This window comes from Methanobrevibacter ruminantium M1 (assembly GCF_000024185.1).
Lineage (GTDB): Archaea > Methanobacteriota > Methanobacteria > Methanobacteriales > Methanobacteriaceae > Methanobrevibacter > Methanobrevibacter ruminantium.
Genome location: NC_013790.1, coordinates 170,134 through 189,165, shown reverse-complemented (window position 1 = coordinate 189,165; position 19,032 = coordinate 170,134). Strand labels below are relative to the sequence as shown.

At 35.6% G+C, this 19,032-nt stretch carries 2 protein-coding genes; both read right to left on the bottom strand.

Going from position 1 to position 19,032, the window contains the following annotated elements:
* Positions 1-18: 18 nt before the first annotated feature.
* Positions 19-10,194 carry a right-handed parallel beta-helix repeat-containing protein gene (locus MRU_RS00445; protein WP_012954894.1) on the bottom strand — a complete coding sequence of 3,392 codons (10,176 nt, stop codon included), beginning with the start codon at positions 10,192-10,194 and terminating at the stop codon, positions 19-21.
* Between the two features lie 637 nt (positions 10,195-10,831).
* Complete coding sequence (locus MRU_RS00440) at positions 10,832-18,862, bottom strand: Ig-like domain-containing protein (RefSeq protein WP_012954893.1); 8,031 nt, start codon at positions 18,860-18,862, stop codon at positions 10,832-10,834.
* Positions 18,863-19,032: the final 170 nt, after the last annotated feature.

The following is a 19,032-nucleotide window of genomic DNA, read 5'->3' as shown; positions in this document are numbered from 1 at the left end:
GCCCGGAAAAGCTTGATTTTACTTTAAAGTCAACTTACCGCTAGCACTAACTGCCTTAAAGATATCGTCTCCAGCGTATTTAACTGTAAAGCTATAAGTTCCTTTCTTGTTTAGGCTTACATTTACAGTTGCAACACCTTTAGCATTGGTTTTGCCGCTGTATGTCTTGCCGTTAACTGTGAACTTAACTGTCTTACCGCTTATTGGCTTGCCTCCAACTGTCTTAAAGGTAGCGGTCAGTGCTTTTGTTTTTGCGCTAGTCTTATAGGTTTTGGAGCTTGTCTTTAAGCTTGGAGTCTGTTGAGTTACCTTGATTTTTGAAACAACAAATGAACCATTATAATTATCATCGCCAAGATATGCTATAGCGAATGTGTAGGTTCCTTTGTATGCAAGGTTAATCTGCAATTTAGTGCTTCCGTTTTCATCGGTTGTACGGTCGTAGACTCTTCCGTTAAATCCGATTTGGATAAACTTATTAGCTAATGGCTTGCCGTTTGCATCTACAAGTTTTACATTGAAGTATTCGCCGACCCTTCCATCTTCTTGAGCAACAGAAATTGTGTTCATGTCACTGCAGACTATTTGGCTTGCATTTCTAATAGGAGGAACTACAATTGTCTTGTTTATCTCTACGATGGTTTCGATTACAGTCAAGCTCATTGAGCTTGTTACAGTAGCCATATTGGAATCTGTGTATGAAACTTCTACAGTAGTGTTTGCAGATACTGGGATAGTTGCTATTCCATTTGCATCTGTAGTTAAGTTTTGTTCAATACCGTTGACTTTAGCGTTAAGGGTAGCGTTTGCTATTGCCTTACCGTCAAGGTCCTTTAAGTTTGCAATGATTGATTTGCCATCTTCAGTGCTTAAGGATATTGTAGCATTTGCAACTACAGGAACAGGAACAGGAACAGGTACAATTATCTCTTCAGTCTTGTTGTTTTCAATGTATGCGATAGAAGCACTAGCTACAGCACCGTTAGCATCACTGCAAGAGACTGCAACAGTGGAATTAGCTTCTGCATCAATGGACCAAATACCATTCTCATCAGTCTTAGCACCAAGAACAGGAACGCCATCAATGCTTACGCTAAGAAGCTTATCTGCTAAAGTATTGCCATCAAGATCAGTGACATTAGCAATGACCTTGCCATCAACTATGGATAATCCAATAACTATATTAGCGCTTACAGGCTCAACAACAACTTCAGTGTTGTTGTTTTCAACATAAGTGATAGAAGCACTAGCTACAGCACCGTTAACATCACTGCAAGAGACTACAATAGTTGAATTAGCCTCTATAGGAAGAGACCAAATACCCTTCTCATCAGTCTTAGCGCCAAGAATAGGGATGTCGTTGATACTTACGCTAAGAAGTTTTTCAACTAAAGGAACGTCATCAAGATCAGTCACATAGGCAACGACATTACCCTCAGCAACTAACAATACAATAGTAATGTTAGCGCTTACAGGCTCAATAACAACCACTTCTTCAGTGTTGTTGTTTTCAACATAAGTGATAGAAGCACTAGCAACAGCACCGTTAACATCACTGCAGGAAACAGTCACAGTTGCATTAGGACTGACATCAATTGAATAGATACCATTCTCATCAGTCTTAGCACCAAGAACAGGAACGCCGTCAATGCTTACTGTAAGAAGCTTTTCTGCTAAAGGAACTCCATCAAGATCAGTGACATTAGCAATGACCTTGCCATCTTCAATAGATAATTCAATGCTAATATTTGCTGCTACAGGTTCAATAAGCTCATTAGTTCTTATAACAACAAAAGTGTTTTCATTGATATCCTTATACTCTGGATCCTTAAAGCTTATTTTTGCAGTGTAAGCACCATCATCTACTTCATCAAGAGCGATTACTGCATTACCTTCTGAATCGGTAGTGGCATTTAAGACTTCATCACCAATGAATAGACATACTGTCTTGCCTTCAATTCCATTGCCTTCTCCATCTGTGATTGTGACAATGAGATTGTTGTCATCATCCATATCTACAGACATATGAGATTCAAGAGGTTCGCTTGCATTGAAGGTGATTTCGACTACTGCATTATCTGACTTGACTGTGATATTGTTCTCTCCGACAACAGCAGTGCAGAATGCAATAGCCACTTGATCGGTTGTATTCACTTCATCAACGTCTAATTCACTTGTAGAGGAAGTGAATTGAACAGTGAATTCCTTAGCCAAACTGTCTTCCAATTCCTTAATCTCGCCATTTTCAATGTAATGATTGAAGTCAACAGTTATTGGAACTTCATTTTCAGCAATCACATCGGAATCATTTGCTACCACATTCATAATTATCCAATTATTAGGGACGGTTCCATTTATGCCAAGGCCGGCATAATCGTTAGTTCCCCAGTAATTATAATCAATATTTCCTCCGCTTGTGGTAATGCCACAGTTAATGTCCAGGAATACATTATAGTTAATGTTTCCAGAGCTTCCGCCATAGATTATGCAAGTATTTGCTCCGGAGCTGATGTTTTCAAAGATATTTTTACTTATGTTATATGTACCGGAACCTTTGTAGTAGACAGCAGTTCCAGTAGGGCCATAAATATTACTGAAGTAAGAGCCACTTATATTTAAATCACCGCTGCCGCTTTCATGACAGATAGCTCCATAATAATTTGTACTTGTAGCCCTTGTACTGTTGAGATTAGTGAAATTGCAATCTTCAATATTCAAATCAGATTTGCAATAGATAACAAATCCATCATAGTTGCCGGTTATATGGTCAAATACTGAATTTCTAATGTCTACTCTTCCGCTATTTGACTCAAAGTCAATAGGTCCCTTCCTTGAAGTCAGATTTTCAAATCTGGAGCCATCGATGCTTATGTCACCCCCATTTGAAAAGACTACCACACCGCTGTATGATGAAAGAGAGTCTTTAAATATGGAACTTATAATATTAAGGCTTCCTGAATTTTGATAGATAAATCCGCCATCCTTATTAGTAGCCCCATTTATAAAGACTAAATTATTCAGCTCCAAATCTCCACTTAAATCAAACATTCTTCTTCTGTCAGCGTCTAAAGTCACAATTCCAGTACCATTGTTTTTAATCACCAAGTTATGGCTAATGACTTTGTCATTAAGTATTTCTTCGTAATCATCTGGAAGGTCATAATAGATTACATCATTGTCACGGGAAGCGTCTATTGCTTCATCCAAGGTTTCAAATCCGTATCTACCTTCTTCTATTATCCAGTAAAATATGCAAGGATGGATAGCTCCTGTGGAGACAGTTCCTCCATTGTCAAAGCTGTATGAACCTGAAACAAGCATGTCTTCACTTGCATCTTGAGGAACATAGAAATCAATTTCAAGAGGATCGCTTCCACTTAAATCAACAGTTCCAATAGTTTCGCCATCAACTGTTAAGACCACAGCACCTCCGCGGATAACATTTCCACAATCATCAGTTAGAGTGGCAGTTATAGTCATGTTCTTTCCAAACTCTGCATTTAGAGTGCTGTTTGCCAAGAAAACAAGATTGGAGTTTACGCTACCTCCAGCAAGGTAAACTGTTTCATTACCCATAGCATTTTCAGTTAGGGTAAGAGCGCCGTTTTCAATGTATATCGCCTCTCCCTTTTCAGCCTCGTTATCTTCAAAGACATTTGAGCTTATGCTGACATCAGAGCTTGTGTTGATATAGATGGCTCCTCCAAGAGATGCTTTGGACTGTGAAATAATCACATTATTTAAGGCCAAGCTGCCTCCATCAACATAGATTGCTCCACCGTAATCATCAGCCATTCCTTCAGATAGGATCAAGTCACTGATGCTTGCATTTCCAGTTACAAGGAATATCCTGCTTTCATTTCCACCGTTAATGGTTACTGAATTGTCTTCACCCATAATAATTACGTTTCCAGAAAGGACCAATCCGCTTTCCTTATAAGCCTTATCAGAGGATAGGATATAGATAATGTTTCTAGTTTCGGTTACTTGACTTAAAGCATGTGCAATAGTTGCATATGGACTTTCAAAACTGCCGTCTCCTTCATCAGAACCTTCAGCAGACACTATAAGCATAGTGGATTTGTCCATTACATTAAGTTCCAATTCAGCAGAACCAGGGCTAGCTGTAATTGTTACAGTTCCTACAGCAGAAGGAGTATAAACTGCCTTTGCCTCATTATCCTCAAGAATTACAAGGGAAGGTTCAATGGTTCCATCTGTGACAGTCAATTCAAAGCCATAGCTTGGCATTGCATCCTCTAGAGTGGAGTTTTCCTCTCCGTCAGTTGCCAAAAATCCTATAGAAATATCCTCAGTTGATCCTAAGAATATGGTATCATTGGATGAAGAAAGCTCTACAATGACCCAGTCATGGTATATGCTTGAGCTCACAATATCTGAACTTGGTCTATCATTAGATCCCCAGAAGTTGTAATCTGCATTTGCTCTAGTTGAATCAATGGCCTTATTGTTATCTGCAAAGATGTTATAATTTATAAAGGAATCGGAACTGTATGAATAAATTACTGAATTAGTTGTAATAATATTTTCAAAGACAGACCTTGTCACATTAAGTGATCCTGTTGAATAGATGGCTGCACCTTTAGGGCCTGTAACATTTATGAATTGGCAATTTGTAAGATTCAAGGATTTGCTGTTATAAATGCCTCCCCAATAGCCAGAGCTAGTTGGACCTAAAAGGTTTGTGAAATTGGAGTTTGCAATATTTGTAAAAGTGCTGGAATATATGATGAAACCGTCATATTTACCTGATAAGTTATTGAATGCTGAATTATTAATGTTTAAATTTCCGCTGCTTCCAGAATAACAGATAATTCCACCATTGCTTGAAGCGCTGGAACTTATATTTTCAAATAGACAGGATTCAATGTTTAGATTACCATTTGAGCTTAGGATTGCAGCTGCGGAGCTACTGGAAGCACTATTTTTAAAGCTGGAATTGATAATATTAAGGTTATTTGAACTTTGTGATATGAATCCGCCTTTGGTATTTCCACCATTGACAAAGTTTAAGTTAATCAAATCCAAATCAGCGCTTACTGTAAAGACATTATTTCCATCCCCATCTAAGGTAACAATATTAGTACCATTGTTTTTAATGGTTAATGCCTTGTTGATGGTTTTGCTGCTAATCACATCAGTGTAGTCCTCTGGAAGGTCGTAGTAGATTACGTCTCCAGCTTCAGCTCCATCAATGGCTTCAGATAAATATTCATATCCGATTCCACCTTCAATAAACCAATGAGGAACGGAAGGGTGAAGGGAACCCGCCTTAACTATTCCTCCATTGTCCAAGCTGTATGAACCGGAAATGATCATATCTTCACTTGCATCAATTGGAACTGTGTAAGTGGTCTTCAATTCATTGTCTCCGCTTATGTCAATAGGGTCTCCAATGGCTTCGCCATTTACTGTAAATATTATGCTTCCTCCTCTTATAGGATTTCCACAATCGTCACTAAGGCTTGCAGTCAAATTAACTGTCTCTCCCAATTCTACCTTTAAAGTGGAGTTATCCATGAAAACAAGATTGGAGTTTACGCTACCTCCCGCAAGGTAAATGGTATCACCGTCTATTGTATTTTCAGATAATGTGACAATACCGTTTTCAATGTAAATCACTTCTCCAGTATATGCAAAATTGTTTTCAAATTCGTTCGAAGAGATCACTACAGAGTCTGTGGTGTTTACATAAATGGCTCCTCCTCTTCCATCATCCAGCAAGATATGATTGCCATCAAATGTGCTAGTTAAGATAAGGGATTCTCCAGCAAGATAGATGGCACCGCCGTAACTAGCCTTATTATCACTGAATATGCAATTATCAATGCTTAAGTTAGAGCCAGAAGCAGTTCCAATGGCACCTCCGAAGAAGCTTGCGAAATTGTCGGTGAAGATAGAATTGGAAATATATAAATTAGATTCTGAACTAGTAGCAATAGCACCACCTAAGCCGTAAGCTCTGTTAGAATTAAAATTAACATAATCTAGAGTTAAATTACCTCCATCTACATAGATTGCTCCACCATAGTCCTGATCAAAACCATTAGACAAAGTTAAAGATTTAATGCTTACATTGCCAGTTACAAGGAATATCCTGCCGATAGTTGCATTAATGGTCACTTCATCATTTTCACCCATAATAGTCAGATTTCCAGCAAGAGTCAAGTCATGTTCTTTGTAGTCCTCACCAGTATATATAAGATAGATAATGTTTCTTGTTTCGTTTGCCTTAGTTAAGGCATATGCAATGGTTCTATAAGGGCTTTCAAAGCTACCTGCATTTTCATCGCTACCAGCAGTGGACACTACAAGCAATTTTGAAGTCTCAATAACATCAAATGTCAATTCAGCAGGGCCTGGAGTGGCTGTAACTGTTACAGTTCCTGTAAGAGAAGGAGGGGTGAATGTGACAATAGCCTCATTATCCACAAGAGTTACAGTATTTGCATCAAGAGTTCCATTAGTGGCTTCCAGATTAAAGCTATATTCTGGCATTACATCATCAAGAGTGAGATTTTCTTCCCCATCGGTTCCAACAAACTGTACAGCAATATCTGCAGTTTCGTCTGTAAATATATAGTCGGAATTCATGGACAATTCCTCTATAGTCCAGTAAGGAGCTTTTGAAACATCATAGATCTGGCTTTCTGTAGGTTTGCTGTTATTTCCCCAGAAGTTATAGGACAAATCGACATTTGAGCCATAGGAATAGATGTCCCTATTGCTATCGGCATTAAGATTTGTATTATCTATGAATAAATTGTAATTTACCTTGGCAGACCCTGGATTATATATATAAAGAGCTCCCCCTGTGTCTTGAATGTTCTGGAATACTGATTTGGTAACAGTTATATTTCCATTATTCTTAAATCGGATAACAGAATCTGTTGAAATATTAGAGAAGAGACATTCATTAATTAAATAGTTAGAAGTGGAGTCTGCAAAGATAAGTCCAGTTTGCTTAGTGGTATTTCCAATTATACCTGTAAAATTAGACCTTTCAATATTCACTTTACCTGGAGCATTCATTAAGCCATACATGGCAGTGCCCTTAATATCAGTGAAGCTGGAATCCTTTATGGTAAGGCTAAGCTTAACACCACCTAAACCAGAAAGAATTGGAGCAAAAGCTGAAGAGTTAATATTTTCAAAATGGGAAGATTCAATATTTATTGTGGATGAAGCATAAGTTTTTATAGCTCCTCCTTCGAAAGACTCAGGATAGCCAACAATATTCAAATCCCTTAAAGTGGAATTGATGACGTTAAGATTTCCACCTTCCGCATATATATAAACAAATCCTCCGCCTTCAGATCCTCCATTGCTTAAGTCTAAGTTAACTAAGCTTAGAGTGGCTTGATTTTTTATGGTAAATACTCTAGATCCGTTACCATCCAATATGATATCTCCAGTTTCATTGGCCTTAATGGTAAGGTCTTTTGTAATGAAAATGCCATTTGCAATATAAGTGCCTGGACTGCCATAGATGACATCTCCAGCAACTGCATTCTCAACGGTCTCATTTAAGGTTTTATATCCTCTTCCGCCTTCAATAAACCAATATGGAATATCAGGCTCAATTGTACCGTTTACGATTGTTCCGCCATTGTCAAAGCTGTATGAACCGGAAATAATAATATCTCCCTCTGAGTCAGAAGGAAGAGTATAAGGAATTCTTAATTCATTGTCGCCGCTTATATCAATAGGGTCTCCAACAGCCACACCATTTGCAGTGAAAGTGAGCTCTCCTCCTCTGATGAGATTTCCCTTATCGTCAGTTAGAGTGGCAGTTAAGTTAACATCAGCTCCCGGTTCAACGGTAAGGGTTTTTCCATCCATAAAAATGAGATTGGAATTTACGCTTCCGCTTTCAAGATAAATGATTTCATCATCCATAATGTTTCCAGACAAACTTACAGGAGCATCCTTAATGTAAACTGCTTGTCCCTTAATTGCGCCATTGTCATTAAAGTTATTTGAAACGATGCTTACAGGAGAGTCTGTGTTTATACTAATGGCATTGAAAGATGCATCAGGACTTAATACATCCATATGAGCTACAAAATCATTCATCAAAATTTCAGCTTCCCCTCCAATGAAAATGGATTGGCCTTTGCTTGCGAAATTGTCAGTGAAGATTGAATTGGAAAGATATAAATCAGATCCGGCAGCAGTTGCGATAGCACCACCATTGTCACTTGCAATACAGTTAGAGATATTTAAGAAGGATAAAGTTAAATTGCCTCCATTCAGATAGATTGCACCTCCATCACCAGTGGCATTTCCTCCGGTTAAGCTTAAATCACTTATGGTAGCAGTGGAAGTGACTGTAAATATCCTGTCTTGATTGTCTCCATCTATGATTACATCGGCGCCATCATATGGCTTTATGGTAATGTCCTTATCCACAAGCAAATTGCTTTCCTTATAAGTGCCATTTTTAATGAGAATGATTTTACCGTCTGCAGCTATATTTAAAGCTTCAGCGATGGTCTTTACCGGATTTTCCTGTGTACCGTCACCAGATGTTTCAACAGAGCCATCGACAAAAATTAAAGAACCAATCTCAGAGCTTACATTAAATTCAAAGACATCTCCAGTGGATAAGATTAAAGTTTCCTCTCCAGCAATAGAAGCAAGGTAACTGATAGTTCCCACTCCATCTTTAATGGTCACAGCAGATGGATTCTCTTGATTGAGAGCATATCCCACAGCTAACTCAACGGTAGGCATGCCATCTATAACACCTATTTCGCCGCTTTCAGTCACATAGCTGTTTAAGAAAATCTTAATGTTTTCGCAAACCCCTACAAATGCGCATTCAGCTACATCTCCAGTTAAGATGACCCATTCGCTTGTTTTATCGTTAGGCCTTACATTAGTACCCCAATAGTTATCGTCAATGGAGAATGAAGAGGCTCCAGAAAGGTCGCCTACTGACAGATCATTGCCATTTGCATTCTTATTGTTGATGATTATATTGTGGTCAACCTTAAAGACACCAAATCGGGCGTCTAAGAGACCTACAGCATTATTAGCAAGAATATTGTCTGCAATGACTGACTGAGTGACAGTTATGTCAGTTGCAGTATTGGAATTTACTCCACTGGAAAATATGCTTGCATATGAAGCGTTAAGGCAGTTATCGGAAATTGTAGTGTTGATAATTTTAATTTTCCCTTTAGATGTGATTATGGAATAAATAGAACCATTATTATCATGAATTCTTGAATTCATTAGAGTCACATCAGGATCAGCGCTGCTTAAAAAGATAATGGCTCCCAAATAAGGGGTACTCCATGGAAAAGCAGGAGGCAGCATATAAGAGCCTCTTATTTCAACATTATCCAAACTAACCGGACCTTTTCCAGAAACATGGATTATGGAAGAGTCATCTGATTTGGTAGCAAAGCAGTCTTCTATAAGAACATTGGAAATGGAGGTTTTTCCATTGGAATAAACATGAACCGCCCCATAAGCAGAACCAATGTTTTTAAATATGCAGTTATTTATATTAATATCATAATTATCCATAATAATCCTTATGGCAGCACTTGTAGAGGAAGTGCTGTTTAAGTCAGATATGGTCAGGTTTTCAAAATTACATCCGTATGAAATGTCAAATCCATAATCGCCGGAAGCATGAAGAATTGTGCCCTCCTTGCTTTCACCAATAATAGAAATATATTTGCCGACAGGGATGGTGATTTGTTCAATGTTATAATCACCGTTTGAAATCAAGAGGGTGAAATCAGTTCCACCAGTTTTTGTTATATTGATTGCTTTTTCAACAGTGGCAACAGCAGTTTCCAAACTTAAGCCGTCATTATTGTCATTACCCCCAGTGGATACAAAAATAGTAGTGGATTCTCCGTCTTTTAAAGCATCAGAGGAATCCTTTTGTTTAACGTCAGTTACATTCTTTAGTTCCAGATCATCATTAGATTGAATAGAATCGCTTTCGATAGCGCTATCACTAAAAGTAGTACCTATGCTAGCATCTTCACTAACCGTAGTAGTTATAGGAGCGCTAGCATCTTCACTAATTGAATCAACAGCTGCAGCATCCCCTTCAAGAGTAACAGCATCATCTGCTGCACTTGCTGCACCTATTAGAAACATGAGAAGAACTAAAGATATCAGTAGATATTTAATATTTTTAATCTTCATTATATCTCTCCAAATAAAAGATAAAAGAAAGTTTTCGATAAATAATTAAATTTAATTAGTTTACAGACCAATAAGGAAATTAGACTAAGAGATAGATAGATTAATCTTAGAAATAGCCTAATTAAATTGGATTAAGCATTGAACATTTAATGAAAAAACCTAATCTTTTCAATCAGTTTTTATACAAGTCTTAGCAAATAAAACCTTTGAAGTATGATTGAAAAATTATTCAAATACTTAAATTTATTTTTATAAGTATATTTATATAAATATTTTTAAATGATTCTATTACTATAATAAAACGTTTCAATTGATTAAAACAAAAAATAAGTTAATTATATTAAGTTTTTGAAAAAATAAAGGGAATAATATTAGTTATATAATAAACGAACAAAAATAAGATAATTAAAAATAGGATAAAAACAGCCAAAAATAAGTAAAAAGAAAATAAAAAAGGAAGGTGCAGACTAAAATAAGTAAAAAGAAAATAAAAAAGGAAGGTGCAGACTAAAATAAGTAAAAAGAAAATAAAAAAGGAAGATGCAGACTAAAATAAGTAAAAAAGCTAATATGTGAAAAAAGGAAAATAAGTTTAAAAAAAAGAGAAAAGAATAGCTAAAAAGCTATTCCAAATAATTTATTTAATTACAAGCTTAGCACTTGCACTGGAAGATGCATACATATCATCTCCTGCATACTTGGCTGTAAAGCTATAGGTCTTCTTGCTTGAGATGCTTACATTAACGCTAGCAAGACCCTTTGCATTTGTCTTAGCTGAATAGCTTTTTCCATTTAAAGTGAATTTAACTGTTTTTCCAGCTATTAAATTGCCTTTTGAGTCTTTAAGTGTTGCAGTGAGAGTCTTTGTCTTTGCACTTGCCTTATAGGTCTTTGATGTGCTTGTAAGACTTGTCTTTTGAGTGCTAACCTTTATCTTAGCAACTACAAAGCTTCCATTGTATTCATCATCCCCAAGATATGAGATGGCAAATGTGTAAGTTCCCTTATATCCAAGGTTTATCTGCAGTTTTACCCCGCCTGTGGCGTTTGTAGTTCTATTGTATACTACACCATTGAATCCTATTTGAACCTTCTTATCTGCCAAAGGATTGCCATCTGAATCGGTTAGATTGACTTCAAAGTACTTTCCAACTCTTCCTTCAATATCCATATTGACTGCTACAGTGTCCATATTCTCATAATGGATGATGGAAGTCTTTTTGCCATTCAACCCACCGCCGATAGGCACATTAGCACTTGAATCATTTTCAAAGCTCTTGACCTTAAATTCAAACGGTTTCATTCCGATTTCCAAAGTGTTATTGGCAATATAAATCTCATTATTCGGAGCAAGAACTCCCCTATCTGAATCCAATTCTAATATAGTGATGGATTCTGGAACTATATTGTCTCCCATCACTGTGTTATTGGTGATTTCAATAGCTGGAACAATGATTGACAATGAATCAGTTCCGTTTTGAGCAATTGCCTTAACAATCACATCCCCATTTGATGCATTAAAGTCAATTCCACTGATTTTAACACTACTTAACCCTGTAGCAATATTGAATATTGGATTTCCATCTCCTGAACTTGAAATGCTTGTATTGTTTCCAATAAGAACAATATCCTTTGTAATATTAATATTAGAAACATTAAGATAGTCATATTCACCTAAATCTATAATATCTCCACTACTTGCATCATCTATAAGTTTTTGTAAGTCTGCAGCAGTTCTAGTGGATTTAGATGGAGTATCTCCCCCAATGACAAATTCTATTTCATCACTTGCAGGATTATAAATCTTATCTCCAATTGCCCTTATGATAGAAACATAACTATCAGGACTTAAATCGCTTAAATCCATAATGAAATGACCTTCATTATCTGTTAGTGCATTTGATACTGTACTCTTATTTGATGAATCGATTATCTCTATAGCAAGATTCATATATTTAACAGGAGCGCCTTTATGACTTAAAGAAATATATAATTTTTTATCCTTAAATTCACTGCTTAAATCAGCATTCAACTTGTTTATAATGACTTCAACAGAAACAGTTGAATTTTTGTAATATTCATCACCAGCAAAGCTCAATAGAGCAATATAATTACCTGGATCAAATGAAGATAAGTCAAATACAACTTTACCTTGATCATCAGTCTTTTTAGTGAAGGTCTTATTTGCAATATGAAGACTAATGGATTTGTCTTTAAGAGCATTTTCACCACTTGTCAATTTAGCATCGAGATTTACTAAAGCAAAACTGCCAATGGTATTTTTAGCATCCAATTTAGTGTCGTATTTGTCAATTGTGAAATTCAAAGAATCACTTGAAGAATCATAATAATCATCACCAGCAAAGACAAACAGACAATCAATATAATCTCCAGGACCCAATCCACTAATATCAAGACTATAGAAACCAGAACTATTAGTTATTACATCAAAAGACTCAATTCCCATAGTAACACTTATAGTTTTATTATCAAGACCTAGATTATTACTAGACAAACTAATAAGGATAGAATCTTCACTAATTAGAGCAGTTAAATCACTTGAATACTTGTCAATGGTGAAATTCAAAGAATCACTTGAAGAATCATAATAGTCATCACCAGCAAAGACAAACAAGCAATCATAATATCCAGGAACCAAATCACCAATATCAAGACTATAAAGACCAGAATCATTAGTTATAAGCTCAAAAGACTCATTACCAATAGTAACACTTATAGTTTTACCAGCAAGGCCAATGCCATCACAAGTCAAGCTAATGAGAATAGATTCATAATTATCGTCAATAATTGCAGTTAATTCACTCATACGATTTTCGATTGTGAAATTTAAAGAATCAGATGAAGAATCATAATAGTCATCACCATCAAATACAAATAAACAATCATAATATCCAGGGGCCAAATCACTAATATCAAGACCATATAGGCCAGAACTATTAGTTATAACATCAAAAGACTCATTACCAATAGTAACACTTACAGTTTTACTATCAAGACCTATATCACTAGTTAAATTAATAAGAATATAACTATTATTTTCATCAATAATAGCAGTTAAATTGGTTTTATATCTATCAATTGAGAAGTTTATATCCTTATTTGAATCTATTTCAAAATTATCATTTTCTTTTAGGCTAACTAAAGCTGTGAAATTGCCAGGATTAAGATCACTAATGTCAATAGTTGCAATTCCATTATCATCTGTAATTGCAGATTTATTGATTAAATCAGAGACTCTATCAGTCTCATTAATGAAAGCCAATACTGTCAATCCTTCAAGACTTATATCATCTAATGAATCATCCACACCTAAATAATCAAGAACAGAATCATCTATACTCAAATTAACAACAATAGAATCATCTTCGACAATCAAATTCAAATTAAGAACAATCTTCTTAACAGTTATATTAACAAGGTCGGATGATGACAAGCGATCACCATCACCTTCAAAGACCAATTCCAAATCAGAATAATTTCCAACTTTCAAACTGCTTAAATCAATTAGAAATTGTCCTGATTCATCAGTTAATCCATTTAATATTGTATCATCATCAATAATCAATGAAACATTTCTATTTGAAATAGGGCCATTATCATCACTTAAAGTTCCAGTTAGATTTCCAAATCCAAGGAATATACTAATCTCCTTAGATTCTAAATCCAAATAACTGGATATAGGACTTATTTCAAGGACTTTGCTATCATTTGAGTCTAAATAAATTGATTGGCCGTAATAATTAGCTAAAACTGTGTAAACACCTACTTTCAATCCGCTGAACTCTTTAAATCCTTTGCCCTCATTTACATTCACTGTTTCTACTGTTTCATACAAATCAGAAGAGATGTTTAAAATTACAGTTCCATTAATCGGATTATCATCTATGTCTGTAAGGTTAAGATAGACAGTAAGATTTTCCCCTGCCTTAATTGGAGAGTCAAATTCAATATCAAGAACTGTTTTTGTGTAAAGGTCAATTGTATTGAATTCCAAAGTTTCTCCATCAATAGTTGCCCTAATCACATTTTCCCTATTGCTAGAGCTTAATAAGGCAGTTGCACAATTGTTTTGCAGAATGCCAAAGGAAGGATTTATTTCTCCATCAGAAGATTCTAAAGTGTATAATCTGAGAAGAGGATAGTAATTAGGATTGTCTATTAGAGTTCCATCGTTGTACTCATTTAAAAGAACTTTTACTAGATAATTATTAAGATTATTTTCAGTTAGTGTATTTCCTAAATCAGTGTTTAAGCCATCATCTAAACTATTTCCTAAATTAAGACCCCATGAATCAAGATCATCAATCAACTCAACAGATAAATTCATAACCACCCATCTGTTAATAGTCACATTAGCAGCAACTGTAGATAAACTGCTCAACTCATTAGCTCCCCACCAATTGTCTTCCAAGCTTATTCTTCCTCCGCTAGGGAAATAAACGGTAGTGTCCTTAAATACTTGAACGCTCTTATTTGTATCTGTATTGTTTAAAAATACAGAATTAGTTATATTCAAATCAACATTCCGATCTAGGATAGCTCCTCCTCCACGGCTGTTCTTTGCAGAATTGTTTATAAAAAGGCTGTTTGTAATAATGAAATTGCCCTCTCGGCCGTCAGTTCTTCCAATCAGGTTCAAGGCTCCTCCACCATAGTATGGATTTGTGGAACCTGCTTGGCCTGTTGCCTTATTTCCAATGAAGCTTGTATTGTCAATTATGAAATCCCCTTCGGAGTCCTGCAGGAATATTGCTCCTCCGAATTCTGCAGTGTTATTGATGAATTTGGAGTTTTTGATTGACTTATATCCGTCAAGGTACTGTGCATAGATTACTCCTCCGCCGAATGTTGATCCTTGTGCTGCATTTGAAATGAATTCACAGTCAGTTATGTTCAAGCTTGGAGGATATGGAAGGGAAGTGGAATATCCATCGGCATAAATAACCCCTCCGTTTGCATAATTGCCTGATAATGCTGTGTTCTTAACAAAGCTTGAGTTTATAAGATTAAGATTGCCGACAGAATAGATTGCTGCACCATTTGCATTCCTTACTTGACAGTTTGAGACATTGACACCCTCTAAAGTCAAATTGCCCATATTTGTAAATGCGCCACCAGAGGAGACTGTATTGACTCCATTTATAACGGTAAGGTTTTTAACAGTCAATTCTGATTCAAATATATTGAAGATTCCTCCTGTATATCCTACTCCATCCAGAATTGTGCTGTCCCTGCCAGAACCTGTAATGCTAAGGTATGTGCTGTCTAATTCTATGCCATATGCCTCATAGGTCCCTGGAAGAACAAATATCTCATGAGAACCAAACTCCTCATCAAGAGCAAGCTCTATAGACTTATTGATTGTTCTTACAGGAGCATCCATAGAGCCGTTGCAATCATCATTTCCAGACATGGATACAAAAATTACCCCTTTATAATTGTTTATTTCAAAGACTATATGGGTAATCTCATTGTCGGATATAATATCAAATCCGCAGGATGCAAAGTCATCTCCAAGATTATCCAAATCCCTAACTGTAAACTTGGAATTAGCCTCTCCCTTAACTGTCTTCATATAGTTTGGATAAACGATACCTCCAGTTGCGTTTAAGCGTAAAGTGTACTCTTTAGGTATCTTGCCTCCAGACAAGAGCTCTATCTCTCCTCTTGTAGTGTTTACATGATTAAAGTCAATACTAATATTTACAATGTTTCCAACCTTTAAAACACCTGTATCATTTAAGACTGCATTTAAAATAACCCAACTGTCTACAGTAATGTTAGATCCGTTAAATACGCCACCTAATAATGATGAATAGTTTCCTCCAATCTCATTTTCTCCAAATGGATTGCTAAGTCCCCACCAGTTATTATTTGCTATAGCAACGCCTTGTTGGAGACCATATAGATTAGAGTAATAGGTTCTTGTTGCAATGGACAAGTCATTAACGACAGATGAGTAGGATATGTCCAATGCACCCTTTTCAACATAGATTGCAGGGGAAATCTCATCTCGAGCGCTATTATTTTCAATGATACATGATTTGATGATTATCTTATTTCCAACATCATTAGTGCCTTCGCTTATCTTTATTGCAGCAGAATCCTTCTTAGCAGAGTTATTTGCTATGACACAGTTTTCTATAATTGCAGAGGCATTATAAAAGTGAATGGCTCCAGGATAATATTTAGCGCTGTTATTTATAAAATTGCTATTTAAGACTGTTACATTGCTCACCCTCAAATACATTGCAGGGGCATTGTTTGCATAATTGTCCCTAAAGTCAGAGTTAGTCACCTTAACTCTTGCAAGATCAAAGGCCTCTTCAGCGCTTATGGCCCCACCCCAACTTGAATTGGTAGTAAGATTATAAAATTTGGTATTGTTTATGGAGATCCTTCCACTGACGTAATTTAAATAAATAGCGCCTCCACTAGATTTAACATGCAGGTCATCAAAGGTACAATTATTAATTGTCAAATCAATATACGCAGTCCTTCGATATAAGTTGTCACCATTTATTGCCCCACCGTATGTGGCACCGTCAACATTTGTAAATCTGATGTTTTTATATGAAACTGAATTGTTTCGAACTGTGAATAGGCTTTTGTTTTGGCCATCTCCGTCAATTACCACATTTCCATATCCGATGAATGAGTATGTGGTTCTTTTAACTTGCAAGACACCATCTTGAACTGTGTAAGTTCCATTTAATTCAAATCCACTCTCATGATAGCTTCCACTGCCTATGTGAATTCTTATATTTGAATTTAGATTTTCTCCTATCTCCAATGCCCTTGCAATGGTTAATACAGAGGTTTCATTACTAAGACCATCGTTGTTGTCATTTCCATCTTTAGAAACATAAATGTCATTATATTCAATTGATTGTCCGAATTCAAGGTTGTATACTATTTCTTCATATCCGGAACTGATATTAAGTGTATCTGAACCTTCTTCGGTAGCTTTATAGAAAACTGTTACAGCTCCATTATTTGTATAGACTTTCGCCTGATTTTGAATTATGTTTCCATTATCTTCATTGTAAATTATGAAATCGGAATTGAAGGTCCCTATTTGAGAGCTTAATAATATTTCGGCACCGCTTATTCCATATTCTACTGAAGAGTCTATCTCTCCCCTTTCATTCATGTATTTATTGATATTGATTATGATTGGATAGTCTTCACCTGCAATCAGGCCTGAAGTTTCTAGATCTACTGTCATAATGGCCCAATTGTCAACTGTAACTCCATCTGAGACTAGAGATATCTTTTCTTCACTAGAGGAGGAAGGATTAGAACTAGCAGAAGATTCTCTATTTACACTGCAGTTTTTAGGGCCCTCATTAGTTCCCCACCAATTGTAATTTGCAGTTACATCAGTGTCATTGTCATTGTTGATTATAAAAACAACATCATTGTCTAAAAATGCACTGTATTCAACTATAGTAGGAGATTTGGCTTGAATGACTGAACTGTTTACAACCACTTCTGTATTTACAGAATTATTAATGAATACAGATGAGTTTATATAAGTGATTGAATTTTTTGAAATGGTTTCTGAAGACCATACAATTCCTCTTGGGCTGTTTCCGCTTAATGAAATATCAGTGAAACTGCAATTTTTAATCTGCATATACCCTCTATTATTAACAACAGCATTCAAATTGCCGGTTATATTATTAAAAACACAGTTGACCAATGTTAAATTAGTCTCATTGTTATTGACATAAACAAGTGAATTTAAAAAGCCTGGTTCATTGATATTTGCAAAGGTACAATTCTCAACCTTTACCTTAGATTGGGCAAGTGCAGTGATATAGCTGGATGAAGCGCTTGTAGAGCCGGTCAATCCAATGAAATTGGTGTTTGTAATCTTTCCTGTACTTGATCCCAAATATCTGATAAGGCCGTTTCTACCTGCAATTGCATCTGTAAATGTACAGTTGTCTATTTGCAAATCGGCGCCTCCAGCCATGCTTAATATTGGATTGCTTGGATTTGGAGTGGTTGAAGAAAATATTATATTTTTAAAGCTTATTGTCTTTTTAGTGTCTGAAGTGTATGTAAAGGCATTTGCTGTGCCTATTCTTTTAATTATTGTTCCATCCTCTCCAATAAAGTTAAATGCATGAGACAGTTGTGTGGACTTGTTTTGTTCATAAGTACCGCTGGATATGTGGATGGTGTATCCTTCTCCAGCAAGTGAGACAGCTTTTGATATGTTTGCAACTGCTGTTTCTAGAGTCAAACCATCATTTTCATCATTTCCGTCTACAGATACGTATATTGTATTTGTATTGTCTTTAAGACCTGCAGATTTTTCATTAATTTTGTAATTATTTTCTAAATCTAAATTTTCATTGATTGAAGAATCACACTCTAAATTAGAATTAGAATTAGAATTATCATTTAATTCTTTTTTATTTATAGAATTATTTAATATTAAATTATTTGATTTAGCATCATTTGAATTGTCAGAAATTAAAATAGAATCTGAATTATCAGAATCAATATAATTAACATTAATATTATTATTTTCATCTAATAGATTATCAGAGTCTATAGCGCTTGCTGTGCTAAATCCTACTGATAAGACAAATAATAAGATTAATGAAATCATTAAAAGTTTTTTAAAGTTCATTTAAGCTCTCCTATATAGTTATAAATTGATAATTGTATTTTTTAAAAGATCGTATCAAAGAATCGAACTTTGAATAAAAGTTACTTAAAGCTTAAAAAAAGGTTAAATAAATAACTTCCAATAAGCCATTAAATAACTTAAATTAAACCATTTACGATAAATAAGAACGA